The sequence below is a fragment of the Bacillus taeanensis genome, from assembly GCF_003318295.1.
GTDB classification, from domain to species: domain Bacteria; phylum Bacillota; class Bacilli; order Bacillales; family UBA6769; genus Maribacillus; species Maribacillus taeanensis.
On the sequence record NZ_QOCW01000001.1, the window covers coordinates 59737 to 79093 of the forward strand.

The 19357-nt window shown below is 36.7% G+C and carries 15 protein-coding genes and 2 pseudogenes; 10 read left to right on the top strand and 7 right to left on the bottom strand.

What is annotated here, in order from left to right:
- The first annotated feature begins 74 nt into the window (after positions 1–74).
- From DS031_RS00305 to DS031_RS00320, 3 genes and pseudogenes are all read left to right on the top strand, one after another.
- A complete protein-coding gene (locus tag DS031_RS00305; RefSeq protein ID WP_113803934.1) occupies positions 75–1667 on the top strand; it encodes a spore germination protein in 1593 nt (530 codons plus the stop codon).
- Complete coding sequence (locus DS031_RS00310; protein ID WP_113803935.1) at positions 1667–2761, top strand: GerAB/ArcD/ProY family transporter; 1095 nt, start codon at positions 1667–1669, stop codon at positions 2759–2761. The genes DS031_RS00305 and DS031_RS00310 overlap by 1 nt, the downstream gene beginning before the upstream one ends.
- A 31-nt stretch (positions 2762–2792) precedes the next feature.
- A pseudogene (locus DS031_RS00320) lies at positions 2793–3937 on the top strand (Ger(x)C family spore germination protein).
- Positions 3938–3997: 60 nt separating this feature from the next.
- Here DS031_RS00320 and DS031_RS00325 read toward each other — a convergent pair.
- Both DS031_RS00325 and DS031_RS23405 read right to left on the bottom strand, forming a co-directional pair.
- Positions 3998–5683, bottom strand: a complete 1686-nt coding sequence (locus DS031_RS00325; RefSeq protein WP_113803938.1) for a glycoside hydrolase family 13 protein — start codon at positions 5681–5683, stop codon at positions 3998–4000.
- A gap of 196 nt (positions 5684–5879) precedes the next feature.
- Positions 5880–6035, bottom strand: coding sequence for a hypothetical protein (locus tag DS031_RS23405; RefSeq protein WP_181832942.1), 156 nt, complete (start codon positions 6033–6035; stop codon positions 5880–5882).
- Positions 6036–6511: 476 nt separating this feature from the next.
- On the opposite strand from DS031_RS23405, the gene DS031_RS00335 reads away from it, so the two are divergent.
- Both DS031_RS00335 and DS031_RS00340 read left to right on the top strand, forming a co-directional pair.
- A complete protein-coding gene (locus DS031_RS00335; RefSeq protein ID WP_113803940.1) occupies positions 6512–7024 on the top strand; it encodes a MogA/MoaB family molybdenum cofactor biosynthesis protein in 513 nt (170 codons plus the stop codon).
- Positions 7025–7169: 145 nt separating this feature from the next.
- The gene (locus DS031_RS00340) at positions 7170–7319 is read left to right on the top strand and encodes a BH0509 family protein (protein WP_113803941.1); all 150 of its coding nucleotides are present in this window, start codon (positions 7170–7172) and stop codon (positions 7317–7319) included.
- Between the two features lie 53 nt (positions 7320–7372).
- On the opposite strand, the gene DS031_RS00345 is transcribed toward DS031_RS00340, so the two are convergent.
- Positions 7373–8332 (bottom strand): metal ABC transporter solute-binding protein, Zn/Mn family, encoded by a 960-nt coding sequence (locus tag DS031_RS00345; RefSeq protein ID WP_113803942.1) that lies wholly within the window; start codon positions 8330–8332, stop codon positions 7373–7375.
- A gap of 122 nt (positions 8333–8454) precedes the next feature.
- Positions 8455–8784: a DUF948 domain-containing protein gene (locus DS031_RS00350; RefSeq protein WP_181832943.1), complete on the bottom strand. Its 330-nt coding sequence runs from the start codon at positions 8782–8784 to the stop codon at positions 8455–8457.
- 304 nt (positions 8785–9088) lie between these two features.
- Between DS031_RS00350 and DS031_RS00355 the strand changes: the two are divergent.
- Positions 9089–10291: pseudogene (locus tag DS031_RS00355) on the top strand (RNA-guided endonuclease InsQ/TnpB family protein); the annotation flags it as partial.
- A gap of 287 nt (positions 10292–10578) precedes the next feature.
- Here the strand turns inward: DS031_RS00355 and DS031_RS00360 are convergent.
- The gene (locus tag DS031_RS00360) at positions 10579–12009 is read right to left on the bottom strand and encodes a carbon starvation CstA family protein (protein ID WP_113803944.1); all 1431 of its coding nucleotides are present in this window, start codon (positions 12007–12009) and stop codon (positions 10579–10581) included.
- Between the two features lie 225 nt (positions 12010–12234).
- Here DS031_RS00360 and DS031_RS00365 point away from each other — a divergent pair, with 225 nt between their 5' ends.
- The 3 genes from DS031_RS00365 (at position 12235) to DS031_RS00375 (ending at position 14728) form a co-directional block, all read left to right on the top strand.
- Positions 12235–13005 carry a nucleotidyltransferase domain-containing protein gene (locus tag DS031_RS00365; RefSeq protein WP_113803945.1) on the top strand — a complete coding sequence of 257 codons (771 nt, stop codon included), beginning with the start codon at positions 12235–12237 and terminating at the stop codon, positions 13003–13005.
- Positions 13006–13066: 61 nt separating this feature from the next.
- Positions 13067–13297, top strand: coding sequence for an SH3 domain-containing protein (locus DS031_RS00370; RefSeq protein WP_113803946.1), 231 nt, complete (start codon positions 13067–13069; stop codon positions 13295–13297).
- Between the two features lie 255 nt (positions 13298–13552).
- Entirely contained in the window at positions 13553–14728 is a 1176-nt protein-coding gene (locus tag DS031_RS00375; protein ID WP_245947133.1) for an MFS transporter, read from the top strand.
- Between the two features lie 112 nt (positions 14729–14840).
- Here the strand turns inward: DS031_RS00375 and DS031_RS00380 are convergent, their stop codons facing one another.
- On the bottom strand, positions 14841–15908 hold the full coding sequence (locus DS031_RS00380) for a PQQ-dependent sugar dehydrogenase (protein WP_113803947.1): 1068 nt from the start codon (positions 15906–15908) through the stop codon (positions 14841–14843).
- 232 nt (positions 15909–16140) lie between these two features.
- On the opposite strand from DS031_RS00380, the gene DS031_RS00385 reads away from it, so the two are divergent.
- Entirely contained in the window at positions 16141–17007 is an 867-nt protein-coding gene (locus tag DS031_RS00385) for a metallophosphoesterase (protein WP_113803948.1), read from the top strand.
- A 36-nt stretch (positions 17008–17043) separates the two neighbouring features.
- Here DS031_RS00385 and DS031_RS00390 read toward each other — a convergent pair whose 3' ends face one another.
- Complete coding sequence (locus DS031_RS00390) at positions 17044–19152, bottom strand: penicillin-binding transpeptidase domain-containing protein (protein WP_113803949.1); 2109 nt, start codon at positions 19150–19152, stop codon at positions 17044–17046.
- Positions 19153–19357 lie beyond the last annotated feature (205 nt).

Consider the following 19357-nt stretch of genomic DNA (forward strand, 5'->3'; position numbering starts at 1 on the left):
TTATTCCACTAAGTATTGCTAAAATTTCAAAATGGTTGCGCGGTAAAATCCAAAGTTAGAAGGCAGGAAGTGAGATGTTTCGATGGAATAAAACGAAAGAAAGCCATAAACAAAGCAATCAACAAAGTAATAAAAAAAGCCATATACATTTAGAAAGCTATACAGCTGAATTGACAAATCTTTTGGCTGATAATTTAAACATTATTAAACAATCGATTGGCCAAAGCCCAGATGTTGTGATAAGAGAATTTAAAATTGCAAGTCTAGGTGTAAATGCTGCACTTGTTTATATTAGTGGACTTGTCGATAAAGAGACGATTAATGAACAAATTATGAAATCAACAATGCTTGATCTTTCAGCAGCAAATGAAAATATTGATGTTTTAAAAGCGGGCTCTTTAATAAAAGAAAACATTAAAAATTATGCAATTACAATTAGTAAAGTGAAAGACGTTCAGACGTTGGATGAATGTCTTTTAAACATATTGTCAGGAAATATCGCTTTATTTATTGATGGAACTCGCGATGTTTTAATTCTTATCGCTCCTGGATGGGAAACGAGAAGCATTGAGGAACCAACTACAGAAGCACTTGTTAGGGGTCCGCGTGATGGATTTGTGGAAACATTAATCTTTAACACAGGGCTCATTCGTCGGCGAATTCGTGATCCAAACCTTACAATGGTTCCTTATAAATTGGGACAGCGTTCAAAAACGGATGTAATGGTTGTTTATATGAAGGGAATTACAAACGGAAAACTTGTGAATGAGGTAAAGCGGCGTATCGAACAAATTAATATTGATAATGTATTAGAATCAGGAATTGTTGAGCAGTTAATTGAAGATGATCCGCTTTCACCATTTCCCCAAATCCAAATGACGGAGCGTCCAGATAAAGTAGCTGCCTGTTTATTAGAAGGACGAGTTGCTATTTTGATTGATAATACTCCATTTGTACTGATGGCTCCCGTTACGTTTTCATCATTGCTTCATAGTCCCGAAGATTATTATGAACGCTGGTTTGTAAGTTCGTTAATTCGTCTTATGCGTTTTGGAGCCATTTTTATATCATTATCTGCGCCTTCGCTTTATGTTGCCTTAATTTCTTATCACCAAGGATTAATTCCAACAAATCTTGTGATTTCGATTGCAGCCAGCCGTGAAGGAGTTCCTTTCCCTTCTATTTTTGAAGCGCTTCTGATGGAAGTTACAATTGAACTATTACGAGAGGCAGGGGTTCGCCTTCCAAAGCCAATTGGTCAAACAATCGGAATTGTTGGAGGTCTTGTCATTGGTGAAGCAGCTGTAACTGCAGGGCTTGTTAGTCCGATGATGGTAATTGTTGTTGCGTTAACGGCCATTTCATCATTTGCTTTGCCGCAATATGGATTAGGAATTGCGATTCGAATTTTACGATTTGGAATGATTCTTGCAGCGGCATTTTTAGGATTATATGGTATTGTCATGACTTACTTAATGATTAGTATTCATCTTGTAAAGTTAAAAAGTTTTGGCGTCAACTATCTTGCACCATTTGTTCCATATTGCCCAAGCGATTGGAAAGATTCTCTTATTCGAATGCCGTTAACAATGATGAAGAAACGGCCGGAAATGTTGAAAACAAAAGACCGCAAACGAATGACGAAGCAGTATGGAGGAAAAGGGTAATGATTACTCATCCAAAAGATCAAATTACTTTATCACAAGCAGCTGTTACTGTTGCTGCAGCAATTATCGGCATTGGCATTATTACGATGCCTCGAGCGGGCGCCGAAGCAGTAGGAACACCAGACATATGGATTAGTACGATCATTGGGGGGCTCATTGCGATTGTTGTAGGATATGTGATCGTAAAGTTAAGTCAGAAGTTTCCCGGTAAAACATTTTATGAATATAGTCAATTATTAACAGGAAGCTTTCTTGGACGGATCTTAGGTTTCTTTGTAATTGTCTATTACACTTTATTAGCAGCATTTGAAGCACGGGCAATGGCGGAAGTAACTCGTACTTATTTAATGGATCAAACTCCAATTGAAGTAACGGTTATTATTTTTATAAGTGTTGGGGCATACCTAGTTTTCGGAGGAATTAATTCCATTGTTCGTTTATTTGAATTGTACTTTCCGGTCATGGCGTTTTTTTTCTTTCTAATTATTGCTTTAAGTGTGGGAAATGTTGAGCTTGATAATCTTCGTCCTGTGTTGGGACAAGGGATCATGCCGGTTGCCAAGGGATTAGAGCCGATGGCGCTTTCTTATTTAGGTGTTGAGGTGATGTTAATTTTAACAGCTTTTATGAAAGAGCCGAATAAAGCGCAAAAAGCTGTTTTTATTGGTGTTAGCATCATGATTATTTTTTATTTAGCAATGATTGTTACGGTTATTGGTGCTTTAACTGTAACAGAAACAAAGCTTTTAACATGGCCAACAATGGAGTTAGTAAAATCGATTGAATTAAAAGGTTTTTTCTTTGAACGGTTTGAAACCTTTTTCATTATGTTGTGGATTTTGACAACGTATACAACATTTGTTATCTCGTTTTATCTTGCTGCCCTTGGGCTCAGTCAAATATTTAAACAAAAGATCAATTATTTTATTTATGGCCTTTTACCATGTATGTATATTGGAGCGATGTACCCTGAGAATATTAATAGCGTTTTTAAATTAGGGGATTATCTTGGTTATATGGATATAGTTGTAGCAGTAATATTTCCATGTGTATTATGGGTAGCTGCTTTAGTGAGGAGAAACAGACATGAATAAAAAAGCCGGTATCCTAGTCTCGTTTTCTCTCATGTTATTAACAGGTTGCTGGGGGCGACAAGAAATCGAGAATATTGGTCTTGTAGTAGGTGTAGGGATTGATATAAAGGAAGAAAAACTTGAAGAGCGTAAGAGACCTTCCTTAATTTTTACGAATCAATTTGTTGTACCAGGAGTGATTGCTGGAGAAAAAACAGGAGGAGGGTCTGCTGATAAGAAACCTTTTGATAATCTTACTCTTGAAGAAAGCACATTGTTTGAAGGAGTTGTTGAAACGTCTAATATGACAAGCCGCTCCCCAAGTTATGCTCATTTAAAAGTTATAATGATTGGGGAAGATGCAGCACGTTCTGTAAATATGCTGCAGCTGCTTAGCTTTTTTTTCGTGATCATGATGTTCGCCGGACGATACATATGATTATTGCAAACGGAAAGGCAAAAGATATGCTTGAAATTGAACCGACTAAAGATCAAATCCCTGCATTAAAGTTTCTTGCTTTATCAGAAAATGTGGGTGAAAAAATGTTAAGAGCTGCACAACCATTAACAGTCGGAGATTTATCGGAGAAGCTGTCAGCAGAGTCAAGCTTTTTAATGCAGTACCTCGTTGCAACAGAAGGTGAAGAAACAAGACTGACTGGTGCAGCTGTAATTAGCGGCAAAGAAAAGAAGATAGTTGGGCTGCTGAACAAGGAAGAAGTAACCGGTCTAAACTGGCTTTTAGGTGAAGGGATTGGTGGAGTAATAGAGGGAATTGATAAAGAAACAGGTGAATCGATTTTATATGAGATTGCTGATATTAAAAGTAAAATTAAAACAAAAGTAGAGAAAGATGACATATCTTTCAATGTAACAGTTGAATCGGAAGGCCGTTTAAGTGAAGATTGGGTGCTTTATAGTGATGCATTTAAAAACGAATTTCTTAACAAAGCTGAGAAAGCAATTGAAAATGAGGTAAACCATTTAATTAAAAAAGGATTGGAAAAAACGCAAAAAGAATTTCACGTTGATGTAACCGGATTTCGCGAACAGCTTCGTATTCAATATCCGAAAGAATGGGAAAAGGTGAAGGAAAACTGGGATGAACGGTTTAGCGAAGTGCCAATTAACATTAAGGTTAAAATAAATATCCGGCAGTTTCAAACTCAAGGTAGAAAAATAGATAAAAAAGAGTAATAAAGATGCGCTGACAACAATGTCAGCGCATTGTGTGAATGTAACTTATGATGAGAATCTTTACGCTTGATGGACAAGGTAAACTCGTGTTTCAAAGGGCTTAAGTTCAAGCGATTGCGCAGAGGTGTCAAAAGAGTTAACTTTATAGTTTGAAATAAGCAATTTACTATTTTCTAAAGAAAGATTATTTAATTCACAAAAAGCATTGTTTTCCGTTAAATTACACATCACGACTGCTTTTTGATTTTCTAGTGTTCTTGTATATGTGTAAACTTGTTCATTATCTCGATCAATTAAATCATAAGTGCCGTATACAAATACATCATTTTCTTTGCGGATCTTAATCATTTTTTTATAGAAATTTAAAATAGAATGTGGATCATTTTGTTGGGCGGCAGCATTAATTTCTTTGTAGTTAGGATTTACGCCAATCCAAGGTTCATGTGAAGAAAAACCGCCATATGATTCATTTGTCCACTGCATCGGTGTACGAGAATTGTCGCGCGTACGCTTCCAAATAACTTTCATAATTTCCTCGTCTGATTTACCTTCTGCTTTCCATTCTCGGTATAAGTTTTTAATCCCGACATCACGGTAGTCTTCAATGGATGGAAACTGGACATTCGTCATACCAATTTCCTGTCCTTGATAAATATAAGGTGTTCCCTGCATAAAGAAATAACAAGCTGCCAGCGCTTTTGCAGACTCCGTTAAATATGTTGTATCATTTCCAAACTGTGATACGGAGCGAGGTTGATCATGGTTTTCTAAATAAAGGGCATTCCAACCTCGGTTCTCTAGGCCTTTTTGCCATTTTGATAAAATATCTTTAAAGCGGACAATGTCAAACGTACCCTCTGTATCTTCATAATCCCAGAGTCCCATATGTTCAAATTGGAAAATCATATTAAATTTCCCGTCTTTTTCGCCTACCCATTTTTCTACATCTTCAATTGATACACCATTTGCCTCGCCGACTGTCATAATATCATAGTTAGCAAATGTTTTTTCTTTTAACTCTTCTAAAAAAGTATGAATGCCTGGTTGGTTCATATGTCCTGCAAACGAAGGAACATATTTTCGTCCATGAGGATTTGGCATATCGGGAAATCCTGTTGCTTTTTTAATATGAGAAATGGCATCAACACGGAAACCGTCAATTCCTTTATCAAGCCACCAATTAATCATTTGATAAATGTCTTGTCGAACGCTTTCATTTTCCCAGTTTAAATCAGGCTGTTTTTTTGAGAAAACATGCATGTAATATTGATTCGTTGCTTCATCATACTGCCATGCTGATCCGCTGAAAATGGACTCCCAATTGTTTGGTTCTTTGCCGTCTTTGCCGTCTTTGCCGTCACTCCAAATATAGTAGTCACGATATCGATTTTCTTTTGACTGACGTGATTCAACAAACCATGGGTGTTCATCAGAAGTGTGGTTAACAACTAAGTCCATAATTAACTTCATATCACGTTTATGAACCTCTTCAAGCAGCTGATCAAATTCTTCCATTGTTCCAAACTCATCCATAATGTCTTGATAATCGCTAATATCATAGCCGTTGTCATCATTAGGAGACTTATAAATAGGGCATACCCAAATCATATCAATTCCTAAATCTTTTAAATAATCAAGCTTTGAAATAATACCGTTTAAGTCGCCAATTCCATCGCCATTTGAGTCTTTGAAGCTTCGCGGATAAATTTGATAGACAACACTTTCTTTCCACCAGTTTTTATTCATACCACTCTTCCTTTTCCATAAATTATCCATATACCATACCTAGTTTATTTGAGTATATAAAACTATTATAAGGTTATTTGCTATGTTTTGGAAGTCGTCCTTTTAGAACAGAAGAATATAAAAAAAGCATGCTGCACTAGTAAAACACAAAACGGCAAGTTGTCTTTACACAGTGCATCATGCTTTTTAAGCAGTTTTATAATTCAATTCCTCTTGCTTCGGCAGCTTCTTCAATGAGTGAAAGTTCCTGCTGCATACCAACAACCATAAATCCTTTTTCAATAATGTTTTGTACCTTGTTGTAACAAGCTTGTAATTCTTCAACAGTGAGATAGTGGTAAAAAGACTTCACGCTAAAGCCCTCCTAAAAAGGTTGATTTTGGTTTGTGTGCGGTTCATTGATGCTTAAAATAGAAGCGGGTTGTATGTATCTTGTTGTTATTAATCATAAAAATTTTCTGAATCTTTTAATTTCATCACTTCTCTATTATGTTATATTTTGTGACAATTTATCAAACTTTATGAAAACGGAAACAAAAACAAAGAAAGCGTTAACAAAGCATTAATTCTCATATATACTCATTTTATCTTATTTTTTTAAGGTAATATAAATTTTGTTAAGAAATTATTAACTTTTTCGACAAATTTCGCTTTGTAAATCGTAATCATTATTGTTAAACTAAGTGTAACTAATTTAAAAGTAGTTTAAGAGTTAATTGTTCTTTAGATGTTGAATATAAGCTTACTTTGGGAGTTCGACATTGCAGCACACGATTTCTGTAAATTAAGTTTGAGTGTATAGGGGCAAGAGACAGAGGGGGATGATCCATGAGTGTTCAAGAACATAAGAAAGAAGCACCAAAAATTGTAAAGTGTAAAGTGATTACCATTAGTGATACGAGAACAAAGGAAACGGATAAAAGTGGAAATCTTATTCAGCAATTGCTTGAAGAAGGAGGTTTTTCTATTTCTGCTTATGAGATTGTAAAAGATGAACAGGCAGAAATAAAAGAAGCGGTTGAAGCAGGTGTTGCTTCAAATGAAGTAGAGGTTATTCTTTTAAACGGTGGTACAGGAATTGCGAAGCGTGATGTAACAATTGAAACCATTCAACCGATGCTTGATAAAGAAATTGTCGGTTTTGGTGAACTGTTTCGAATGTTGAGTTATACGGAGGATATTGGTTCTGCTGCAATTTTAAGCCGCGCAATTGGAGGGGTTTCAGAAAGCACGGCCATTTTTGCAATGCCGGGCTCAAGTGGTGCTGTTCGTCTTGCCATGACAAAATTAATTGTGCCAGAGCTTGGACATGTTGTAAGGGAAATTCGAAAAGATTACTAAACGGTAGGCAGCTGTCTAGACAGCTGCCTATTTTAAAATTTTCAGAAAAAAACGGTTGCATTTTTCTTTTTCTGTTATATAATATAATTAAATATAATAAACTGTATTAATACAGAACGGGTAAACAATAAAAGGAGGAATGAAAATGAGCCGTCAAGAACGTAAAAATATGATTCAATTTATTGAAAAAACACGAGGATTTGGTCACGAAAAATTGATGTATATGACAGACGATGAGATTGAACATATTTATAATCGACTGTATTCAAAATATGAAATCGAAATGCTTGGATAATAATCGTAAATAATAAAAACTGGACTTCGCTTTAAAGAGAAGTCCAGTTTTTATTATTGAAGGGCTGTGCGCAGTGTTTCAATATTGCTGCGCATCAGGCTGAAATAATCTTCCTTGTTTTTAACATCTTCCTCTGTTAATACAGATATATCATGGAGCTGCAGTGCATCGGCTCCAATTTCATTTTTAAGCGCTTTTGCCACTTTTGAGGTTACATTTTGTTCAAACAGGACATATTGAATGTTGTATTCGTTGGCATATTCAATCATTTCTTGCAATTGTTTTTGTGAAGGTTCATTTGATGGTGACAAGCCGGAAATACCAATTTGTTGTAAGTCATAGCGATCTGTCCAATAACCAAATGCAGCATGAGAAACGATAAAAGTATGATTCGGGGCTTCTTCTACCATGTTCGCAAACTCTTGATCTAATGTTTCAAGCTCTTGTTTTAAACGAGTAAAGTTTTCTTCAAAATCCTCTTTTGCTTCAGGTTTTAACTCAATAAGAGTTTGTTTAATAGTATCTGCAAGTGTAATGGCACGAATAGGATCTAACCATAAATGCATATCATGCTCTCCATGTTCCTCGTGGTTTTCTTCCTCATGCTCATCATGTTCTTCGTTAAATTCTATTAATTCAATTCCTTGAGAAGCTTCTACAAAGACTACTTTTTCATTTTGAAGGGATTGTGTAATAGATTCAACATATCCTTCCATTCCGGCCCCGTTATAAATAAAGGCATCACCTTTTGCGATATTTACCATTGTTTTAGGTGTTGGTTCAAACGAATGGGCATCAGCGCCAACTGGAATAATATTTGTAACCTCTACATGTTCACCGCCAATTTTTTTAGTGAAATCTTCAATAGGAAATAAGGTTGTATAAATTTTTAGTGTCTTGTTTTCTTTATTATTCGAGGAAGTAGTTGGTGTTTCAGTATTGCTGCCGCAAGCTGTCAAAAGTACTAATAAAGTAAGAATAATAGCGATTATAATGGGTGTTATTTTTTTCATTTTTTACCTCCTTCCATTTCGTCTGCTGAGTACTTAGGAATTATATCGTAATCGTTACGATTTGTAAATAGAATGATTACGATTTAGAAGGAGTAGTAAGTTATCAAAAATGAGCGGTGCTGTTAGGCCCGCTCATTTTGATTGATTGGCAGTTTCATTTGTACTTCTGATTTGATTTCTTTTAGACTTTCACCAATTTCTTTCGCAGACGTTATCGTAAATTGAACGGCCGCTTTTTTTTGATTTACATCTTCGCTCAGTGTTGTTGTTCGCTGTTGTAGTTCAGTTGTTTCTTTATTAACATCGTCAATTTGTGCTTGAATATTGTTGGAAGTGGATTGCAGTTTTTCTAATGTTGGTTTTGTTTCTTTTAACACCTGCACAGCTTTAACAGCAAGGAAAACAATGGCGAGAACAATAAGGGCAATACTTCCGTATAAAATCCATTCCATTTTATCGACTCCTTTACCAATCATTATATACTACGGTATACCCTATTATGTAAAAGCTCAAAACAATAGAGGTTAACTCTATCAAGGATGTCCAGAGTACCCCTTCTTCAAGCGTGAAAACGATAAGGAGGGGTGAATGGACAGGTCTTCATAGGTCTTATTCCTTGTTTTTTAGAAAAAGCTTCCTGAACCTTCATTTAAGAACAAATGTTTGGTATAATGATCTTAAAGGGGGTGAAATCATGGAAAAGGAAAAGCACCACATTATAAAACGCATCAAATCTGGATTAAAAAAGGACATCGGATGTATCCTTATTTTAAAGAAATGGCCCAGAATGCTAAAAACATGACCAACACCACCAACTTTTACATCCGACAAGTGTATACAGGTTTGACGTAGGAAAAAGAACTTCAACCGCTGCAAAAAGAAGTCACCTGTTATGTATTTGAAGCCCCTTCGAACGCACATCCTTATGTGGATTACAACTTCTTAGATTGTTTATTTAAAGAGACCGCTCAAAACGATTATCGTTCCCTTCCTACGCAAACAAGTCAATCGATTATGAAAACCGTTTTTCAGAACTGGAAATCTTTTTTTTCGAGTTTAAAAGAGTATAAGAAAAAACCGGCTAAATACAAAGGAAGACCGAGAATTCCTGCGTACAGCCGTGCTCAGGAAAAAGAAGTGCTGTTTACAAATCAAGATTGTGTGATCAAAGAAAAGAAGTTTTTAAAGTTTCCTAAAACAAAGGAACGCTTAAACATTGGAAAACTGGGAGCTGGGGAAGGAAAGCTGACACAAGTTCGGGTCATTCCTAAATACGGACAATATGTCGTTGAATTAGTGATGGACATCCCTTTGAAAAAGGAAGAATGTCAAGAGATCAACCGTTTAATGGCGATTGATCTAGGAATTGACAACCTTGCGACCATGGTGACGAATACGGGAAGCAGACCTGTATTAGTCAAGGGCAAGCATGTCAAATCCATTAATCAGTATTATAACAAAATGAAAGCTCATTATCTTGGCATTTTAAGACGGGGAAAGCAGCCAAACGAAGGGCCTTTTACGTCAAAACGCTTGGAAAAGCTTCACCAAATCAGGCATCAAAAACTAAAAGATCTTTTTCATAAGATCAGTTTTTATATTGTGAAGCATGCCCAAGAAGAGAACATTGATACGATCATTATCGGCAAAAACAACGATTGGAAGCAGTCCTCAACCATCGGGAAATGTAACAATCAATCGTTTGTAAGCATTCCGCACAGTTTGTTCATTCGTATGATTCAATACAAAGCGAAGGAACAGGGAATCAAGGTGATCGTAACCGAAGAATCGTATACGTCCAAAGCGAGCTTCTTGGACGGAGATGAGATTCCAACTTATGGGGAATGCGAGTCAAAGAAGATGTTTTCCGGAAAACGGATCAAAAGAGGGTTGTATCGTTCAAAAGCTGGCTTCATCATCAATGCCGATGTAAACGGAGCTGCAAACATTTTGAAAAAAGCGTTTTTACGTTTAAAAGAAGCAGCGATTTTTCATAAAGAAACCATTCATGTATGGCATCCGCAATCAAAAATTGTCTAAAAGAAGTACCGAATGCATGGAAAACATGACAAACGGTATAGAGGGGTTGGGCGTTTTCAGCACGCCGCTGTGTCAACTCCACTAGTGTTAAGCTTAATGGAACTTAAAAGGTTTAAGAGCCATTGAGAAACATTAGAAACCCCCACTTCAACCGTAGGTAAGTGGGGGAGGTTCATGAGCTAACCTCTAAGTAATAGTTTAAATTATTACGCTGCAGTCGTTTGCGGCATTTCTTTTAACTTTGCTTTGCGAATTTGATTTACATACCAAACAAAGGTAATCAGTGTAAGAACTGTTCCAATTGTAAGTGACGTTTCATATGGAAGGGAGAATCCTTCTGGCGCATAGAAAATATACGTGCTGATTACACCTGTCATAAACAGACCGGGGACTCCGCAAATCCAATGAAACTTATTATTTTGTAATAGGTACATCGCTCCTGTCCAAAGCATGGCTGTTGCGACAACTTGGTTTGTCCAACCAACATAGCGCCATAAGAAAGAATAATCAAGCTGTGTTAATAAAAAAGTAAATACAATGACAGGAATAGAAAGCAGTAGATTTTTTGATTTTCCTTCGAAGTTTCCAAATCCGCTTAATAACTCCACAAAAATCATTCTTGAAGAGCGAAGGGCCGTATCCCCTGTTGTAATAGGTAAAATAATAACACCTAAGATTGCAAGTACCCCGCCTAAAACACCTAATAATGAAGTGGAAATTTCATTTACAACCCCACCAGGTCCTCCAGCTGCTAACGCTTCTTGCAGTCCACCGGTACTTCCAAAGAACGTCATCCCAGCAGCCGCCCAAATCATAGCAATAACAGCTTCAGCGATCATTGCACCGTAAAATATTTTTCGTCCGTCTGATTCTTTTTTCATCGTACGAGCGATAATTGGACTTTGCGTACTGTGAAAACCTGAAATCGCTCCACAGGATACTGTGACCATTAACAGCGGCCAAATGGGTAGTTCCTGAGGATGAAGGTTTTCAACTGTTAAATTTGGAATAGGTTCTCCTTGGGAAAATAGTCCGATTCCAATCGCAACAGCCATAAAAATAAGAATGGCACCGAATATTGGATAAATTTTCCCGATAACACGATTAATAGGTAAAACTGCTGCAATAATAAAATAAGCAAAAATAAGAACTAATGCTACTGTAAAACTTAGTGGTGTAATTTGTGCAATTAATTGTGCAGGTCCTGATGTAAAAGCGGCTGCCACAAGAATCATTAATACGAGTGAGATAATATTAATAATCAGTTTTACACCTTTTCCTAAATAACGTCCAACGAGTGTTGGATATTGTTCTCCGCCATGACGAAGTGAAAGCATTCCTGAAAAATAATCATGTACAGCTCCTGCAAAAATTGATCCTATGACAATCCAAATAAATGTAATGGGTCCATACAATGCACCCATAATCGCACCGAAAATTGGACCAAGTCCTGCAATATTTAAAAGTTGGATTAAGCTTCCTTTCCACCAACTCATCGGCATATAATCAAGACCGTCACTTTTTGTGTATGCAGGGGTAGTACGATGATCATCAATGCCGAAAATTCGTTCAACCACCTTAGAATATACTGTATAGCCTACGATTAGTAGTGCAATGGCTGCAGCAAATGTGATCATTTTTTTCGCCCCTTTCAATTACTTGTTTCATTTTTTATCTATTTTTAGAAGATGAAAATTATTCTACTATCTATTTTAGGAAAACACAACTATTTTTTCAGAAAAATTTAATTATTCTATAAAATGAAACGTTTCCAAGAAAAATAGGGTAATAATAGAAGATGAAAATGGTAAAAATGAGCGTTTAGAAGGAGTTAAATAATAAAGAGGAAGGGAAGAGTGATAATGGGTGAATGGGTGAAGAAAAGGTTAGCGGAAATAGAAGTTCAATACGGTGTAAAAATAATCTATGCAGCAGATGGGGGCAGCAGAGCGTTCGGCTTTGCTTCTGAAACGAGTGATTATGATGTGCGGTTTATTTATTATTATCCGTTAAAGAAGTACCTATCTGTTGATCAGGTAACAGAAGTAATTGATAAAAAAGTTGATGAAACACTGGAGGTGCATGGGTGGGATTTATTGAAAGCAATGAGGTTATTTCAAAATACAAATCCTTCTTTTATTGAATGGCTGTTTTCTCCTATTGTTTATTTAGAAAAAGGTGAGTTTGCGTGGAGATGCCGTGATTTGGCGATCGAATGCTGTTCATTAAAAAAGCTTACGTATCACTATTTGAATATGACAAAACAAAATTGCAAGAAATATATAGAAGGGAAAGAAATGGTGTCTGTAAAGCATTATTTATATGTGCTTCGTTCAATCTTATGTATTAAATGGATTCGTGAGTTTTCTGCTCCGCCTCCGACATCTTTTCTTGAGTTGATCGAGGGGAGTAATCTTCCGAAAAAATTTTATGAAAACATTAATAACCTTATTTTCATAAAGAAAAAGGGTATGTCTGAAATAGTTCCTTTCAATGACATGATAAATAAATTTATTGAACAAGAGATAGCGATTAGTGAACAAATAGTTGAAACTCTTTCACATAGGGTTTTTAATAAAGAAGAATTGAATAAAATGATGTGGTCAGTAGTAGGAGTGCAGCAGCATTCATAATACTTTTCGATTTGCTAAACATGTGGCAAAATGTATAAGAGAAGGAAAGTGAGGGATCGTAATGGAGTTATTACAATGCATTAGTGATGTACATGCTCGAGTCACCTACGATTATATTGAAAAACTCCCGTCATCTATCTTATTTAAAAAGGGATTTGTTTATCCAGTATTTAAAGATGAGGATAATAATTGGTTAACGACTGATGAAGACGGTGAACAGCATATGATTGCTTCAAATGTAGCGGATGTTATAGAAGATCCATGGTGTCAGATGCATTTTCGTAAATTATAAATTAAATAATTCACTCGCATACAGGAAACAGCTGTATGCTCTTTTTATGGTTGAAAATCAACACGCCATGTTTTGATAATAAATTTTTAAGGTAAATGATAGATAATTGCCGTTTATTAGATGATAGCGTTTTCTGAAGATCTGTAGGTCGAGATTTTACAATTTAGATCGACTCTCTCTCTGGTTATTTTATAGAGAAGGCGCTAAGATAGGTAAGGTTAGGAAAAGAATTAGTAGAAAGGGAGATGAGCGGCAGTGAAACATCGACCTGTATTGTATTTAGGGATGTTTTTATTTTTCTTTCATTCGGCTGTTAATATTATCATTGGTTTTTTACCAGTTTATTTTCAAAATCAAGGTTTATCAGGTTCTAAGATTGGATTGCTGCTTGCGATTGGTCCTTTTGCAGCCATACTTTCACAGCCGTTTTGGGGTTATATGAGTGATAAATATAATACCGTCAAGCGGATGATTTTAATTTGTTTAATCGGGCTGTTAGTAACAAGTGCGATATTTTTTCAAATGAATACATTTGTGGCCTATATGATAATGGGGGCCTGTCTTTTTTATTTTATGTCACCGATCGGAGCACTTGGAGACAGTTTAGCTCAAAAAACATCAAGACAAGCGGGAGTTTCATTTGGAAGCATTCGCACATGGGGATCAATTGGCTTTGCTTTAACCGCGCTTGTTGGCGGACAAATTCTTTCAATCATTGGCGTTGAAAACATGTTTTTCCCTTTTGCGGCATATGCATTGGTTGCCTTTTTCGTCTGCTGGAAGCTTTCAGATATTAAGACAAGTCATAGTAAACCAGTCACTTCCGGAGATGCGCTTAAGTTAGTTGGAAATAAGCGTTTGCTTACCTTTCTCGCGCTTATTATGTTTATTACGATTACCCATCGTACAAATGACAGCTTTGTTGGACTTTATGTTGTAGAACTTGGTGGAAAGGAATCATTAATTGGCTGGGCTTGGTTTGTTGGCGTTGCTAGTGAAGCGCTTATTTTTGCATTAAGTGCCATTTGGTTTCGACGTTTTCATGTTTTAACGTTTATTATCATATCCGGTATTCTTTATACATTGCGATGGTTTTTATTTGCAGGGGCGAATAACCCTGGCGACATTATTCTGTTTCAAGCTGCACATGGAATCACGTTTGCTGTTATGTATGTTGCGGCAATGGAGTTTGTCTCACAGCTTGTTCCTGAAGAGCTGCAGGGAACGGGACAGCTTTTATTCATTTCCGTGTTTTTTGGGCTGTCAGGCATTATTGGATCATTAGGCGGCGGTATTGTAATGGATTACTTTAATGGAACGATGCTTTATCAAACATTAAGTTGTTTAGCGTTAGTTGGAAGCATTGGCATGTTTATTTTTGCGTATATTGATCGCAAGCATTCTGTCAAGTATCCAGCAGTCTCTCAATAAATAAAAAAATATATAAAGAATGAACGTCAAAAGCTTCAAAACATATAGTTAGTGGTTTCGGTAAAGAAAAAAGGAAAGGGACTGTCTCAAAAGCATAGAGACAGTCCCTTTCTTATGGAAGTGAAATCTTCATAAGGCGATCATCTTCCGGAGCAGGGCTGCCGCGTCCGTCGCGGTTACTTGTGACGATATAAGCGTAGCCATCACTAATTAAAATAGCTCGCAATCTGCCAAACCCTTCTAAGACAATAGATTGTTCCCCTGTTTCTAAATCAAAGCGTCTTAGCTTTGAACCGCGTAGTTCTGTTACATATAAGGCCCCGTCTTTATAGGCGATTCCTGCGGGGGCCCATGTATCATTTCCTGAATGAAAAAGCGGCGTTTCCAGCCCTTCTTTCGTTTGATCGCCAATAACAAGCGGCCAGCCGTAATTTTTCCCCGGCTTCACTAAATTAATTTCATCATGCGCCTCTTGACCAAATTCTCCTGAAGGACCATGCTCTGAAGCGTATAGTTGTCCGCCTTCATCCCATGCGAGGCCTTGGGGATTGCGGTGACCATAGGAGTACACATAAGAATTTACAAAAGGATTATCAGTTGGAATGGAGCCATCAAGATTCATTCTTAAAATTTTCCCGCCAAGACTAGTTAGCTGCTGTGCCCGTTCAGGCTTTGCGCCATCACCAGTTGTAATATAAAGCTTTTGATCAGGACCAATCGCAATTCTGCCGCCATTATGAATCATAGAACCAGGTATTTCGTTAAGCAGTTCTGTTTTTTCCTGCCAGCCGTCTTCCGTTTGTTCAGCAAGGATGACTCTGTTTAGTATTTCACCATTTTTTCGGTACGTATGGTAAATATAAGCTTGTCTAGAATTAATAAAGTCAGGTGCTAACGCTAAACCAAGAAGCCCGCCTTCTCCTTCTGAGACGATTTCTTTTGTTGTAATCACGTTGTCTCGCTTTCCTGTGACACCTTTAATGGTGATGATTTTCCCGCCGCGTTCTGGAAGATAGAATGTTTCCTCAACCTTTTCAATTTCCCATGGTATTTTTAAGTTTTGCGCCAGAACCACAACTTCATTATTTATGGCTTCTTGTTCGGACACTTTTGATGGCTCTTCTTTTGCAGCACAGCCAAAAAGTAAAAAACTCATTAATAAAAATAAAAAGATTCTCATCTCCACGCCTCCTTTAAAGAGATTAATTCTTGATCATAAAGACGTTTCCTACAAGAAAATCATACATAGAGGAATGTTAGACATAAAGTAAAAGGTATATATTTTATGGAAAGCAGAAATTTAAGAAGTCGTTTTACATTGTCTTTACAAATTTAAAAACATAAAGCCATTTTGGATGTTATACGTTATATTAGAAGATACGAGAGATTTAGTAAATTAGGTAGGTTAGAATATGAATGAAGAAAAAGTTTCCAGGCGTACCTTTCTAAAGCGCAGTTTGTATACAATAATGAGCACAATCTTTGCAGGAAGTTTTGGTTATTATTATGCGCGCCATATTGAGACAAAGTGGTTAACGATTAATAACCTCGAATTAAGGTCACCTAAAATTCCAAGCGCATTTGATGGTTTTACAATTGTTCAGTTTAGTGACATTCATTTAGGTCATAACTATACGCTTACACAGTTTCAAGGCTTAGTAGAAGAAATAAACAGCCTAAAACCTGATCTTATTTTATTTACAGGGGATTTAATTGATTCGCCCCAAGATTATAAGCCGTTAAGGAAGATTTCTTCTATTTTAGGACAGCTTTCCGCTCCGCTTGGCAAATTTTCGATTTATGGCAATCATGATCATGGTGGGTATGGAACAGAAACATATCGCAAAATTATGGAACATGCCGATTTTAAGCTGTTGATGAATGAAACGAGTACGATTGAAAAAAGTGGAGAAAGGCTTATTTTAGCAGGAATTGATGATGCGATGCTTGGAAGACCTGATCTCCATCAAACATTATCTTCTTTGTCCGTAGAAGATTATGTGATCGTAATGGCACATGAACCTGATATTGCAGATAATGTAGCACGCTATGCAGTAGATGTTCAGCTTTCAGGACATAGCCACGGCGGACAAGTTCAACTTCCGTTTATAGGACCGTTAGTCACACCTCCGCTTGCTAAAAAATATTATGACGGAATGTACAGTGTGGGGGAAAGTGCGATGCAGCTCTATGTAAACCGTGGAATTGGGACAACGCGAGAGCCATACCGCTTTTTATGTGTACCCGAGCTAACGGTGTTTACATTAAAAAATGAGTAAAGGAAAGAGGTTGACTGATCAGTCAACCTCTTTCTTTTATTGTAATTCTTCCCCTGTTTCTTCCACTTCTTCAATTTTTTGCGTTTCTTTATTGTCTATCCCACTGTTTACTTCATAAGGGGTCGTTTTTAAGTTTTCATAAATCTTTAACACATGCTCAGCAATCGTTCTATTAACGGGCACCTCTGTATGCATCTTTGGAACCATAATCGAAAAGGAAATTTCAGGATTATCATATGGCGAATAACCGATAAAGACTTCATTCACTACTGGTCTCCCGTTTTTTTCTTCCTGTGCTGTTCCTGTTTTACCTGCAACAGGATAACTTCTTAAAGCTGTTGCTGTTCCTTGGGAGCCGTGGGTTACTTGATAAAATCCTTGTTTCACTCGATCAATGTATTTTTGATCCACTTTAATTTGATTTAATACAGTTGGTTCAAAACGATATAATAGTTTGCCAAGCTCTTCATCTGGACGTGATTCGCGCACTTCTTTTAAGAGGTGAACCTGCAGACGATAGCCGTTATTTGCGATTGTTGAAGCATATTGTGCAAGCTGCATCGGTGTATACGTATCAAACTGTCCGATGGAAAAGTCCATTGGGTGACCGATGGCATTCGGTTTTCCGCTGTTATAACCAATTGATTCATATGGAAGATCAAGACCAGTTGGCGCCCCAAGCCCAAATTGTTGAAAGGAACTGCGCATTTTATTAATGGCAATCTCTAAGTTTGTTTCACTCGTGCAATTTTGAATCGTACATTGATAACGATCAAAGTCAAAACCGGCAATACGCATGCCGATATAGTCCATATAGATATTTGAAGAGCGTTCTAGTGCTTTAATATCATTTATATGTCCAAGTGACCGACCGCCATATGATTTTTTTATCGTAGTACCCCCGAAGTGAAGCGGTCTGTCGTAAATCACTTCACCAGTGCTTAACACTTCATGTTCATAACCTGTTAAAATCGTTGCTCCTTTAATAGAAGAACCAGGTCGGAATGCATAAAGGTATGTGCCGTACATTTCATTTTTAAATGTGCCGCCCTCATATTTTTTCCCAACCATTGCAAGAACTCCGCCAGTTCGTGCATCAAGTACAACTGCATAAGCACTATCAACACCTGCACCGCGAAATTTTAAAATTTCTTGTTCTACTGCTTGTTCAAGCTGCTGTTGAAACTGCATATTAAGGGTTAAAACAAGATCTTTCCCGCTTTCGCCTGCTAGTATTTCTGGTTCACTAATCGGTTCGCCGGATTTATTTGTAATGTATTTTTTCTTTTCTTTTACACCATTTAACAGTGTTTCATATTGAAGTTCTAATCCACTTGTTCCAACATAATCATTTAAGTCATACCCCCGAACGGCATAGAAATCCTGCTGTTCTTTTGGGATTTGCTTTGTTGTTCCAATGATGGCAGCGACAGAATCTTCATAAGGAGAAATGCGGGCTGCATCTGCATGAATATCAATGCCGCTTAGTTCACTTAAATTTTCACTTATAACGGCAATTTCTTTTTTATTAAGATCTTCTTTAATAACTTGTGGGCTTAACGCAAAACCGCGATCCATTTCTCGTTTAATTGCTAGAATTTCCAGTTCGTTATCTGCAATCTCGGCTAAGTCTTTTTCTGTAATTCGTTCTAATAATAAGGTGTAAATTTCTCTATCAGCATCTTTTACTTCTTCATGTTTACTCTTAATTTCTTCTAGTTCTTGCGCTGTGAACTTTTGATCGACTAATGTTTGCTGCCCGCGCGTGATAATATAGAAATCTTTTTTATCGCGTTCTGTAATTTTACTAGTATCTTTATCAATCATTTTTGCCAGTTTTTCAGCAATTTCAAGTTTCTTTGCATGAGAATCTGTTTGAAGAGCTGTATATGTTAAGTTAAAAACGGGACTGTTATCAACAATAATATTTCCCATCTCATCAAATATTTTCCCGCGTGGTGTATCACTTTTTGTGACGATATTTTCTGTTTCTTCTGTTTGCTGCTCATACATATCCCCTTCAACAATTTGCACAATGCCAAGACGAAGGATAAGGGCAGAAAAAAGGATAAATACAGTTAAAAATAAAACATTAAGCCGCATGGGAAGCTGTTTTTTCTTCTTTTTTTTCTCGTTTTGATCCATTTATGACGCGCCTTTCTAACAGGGTTTATAAAAAGTAATTTAATAGTTTCTCTTTGGTTTCATCTTAACATAAAGAGGAGTTTTATTGAGTAGTTTTTTTGACGAAATGGAAAAAAATTGATCTTAGGAAAGTGTTTTAGCTGCGTGTTTCTTCTTGTGACTTTTCCTGAATGAATGTTGTTAATTTTATAAAAAATGTTAGACT